Below are 948 nucleotides of genomic sequence, written 5' to 3'. Positions count from 1 at the left end.
CTTTCGGGTTGACACCAACAAAAGAAACCAACACACCGTGAACGACGAACATCAGGATAATAGCGACGTAAGAAGCAACGATGAAGCCCAATAGGCTTAGGATGTCAGAAGCACTTGACGTTGCGACTACCTTCGCCATTAATGCTGCGATGCCGTATGGCGTTAGTGCCATGATCATCTTAACTAAGCGCATAACGATAGATTGAGCCGCTTCAACGAACGTACGGATTGGAGATTCTAATTCTTCTTTCTCTGCCATCACCTTACGAGCAGCAATACCCGTTAGCACGCCAAAGATAACTACCGCGATGATAGAAGTAGAGCGAGCCCCTGTTAGGTCTGCAAATGGGTTAGTCGGAATAAAGCTAACCAGCATTTGTGGAATAGTTAGATCTGAAACGCTGCCGATGCGGCTTTCTAGTGTTGCGATACGTGCTGTTTCACGAGCGCCTTCAGTTAAACCTTCAGCCGACAAGCCGAATGCTTGTGTTACAACAATACCAACAATCGCAGAAATTGCCGTTGTTGCTAGCAACACAGAAATGGTGATGCCGGAAATCTTACCTAGTGAGCCGCCTTTCTCAAGCTTCACTACTGCCGCAATCATTGAAACTAACACTAATGGCATGATGACCATTTTTAGTAGGCCAACGTAACCACGACCCACAATGTTTACCCAGTCGAGCGTCTCTTTGATAATAGGATTGCCTTCACCAAATAGCAGTTGAAGACCAAGGCCAAAAGCACTACCGAAAACTAAACCGAGTAAAACGAGGCGAGAAAGTGTGTTTTCTTTTTTCTGCTGTCCGTAGAGAAAAAAGAGGATACCAGTGAATACCGCTAAGGCAGCGATAGCTGAAAATGACATTGTTTTTCCTTATGAATAACCATGAATCGATAGGGCGCTTAGATATATGGGCGCAAATACTGTTAGCTAAAATAGCGACC

1 protein-coding gene is annotated in these 948 nt (G+C 45.0%); it reads right to left on the bottom strand.

The window, feature by feature from the left end:
• Positions 1-868 (bottom strand): cation:dicarboxylate symporter family transporter (locus AB4653_RS27430; protein WP_372105819.1); only part of this gene is annotated, 868 nt, incomplete at its 3' end.
• Between the last annotated feature and the right edge of the window lie 80 nt (positions 869-948).

The sequence above is a fragment of the Vibrio sp. 10N.222.48.A3 genome (assembly GCF_041475345.1).
Taxonomy (GTDB): Bacteria; Pseudomonadota; Gammaproteobacteria; order Enterobacterales; family Vibrionaceae; genus Vibrio; species Vibrio tasmaniensis_A.
This window is presented reverse-complemented; position numbering and strand designations above follow the sequence as displayed.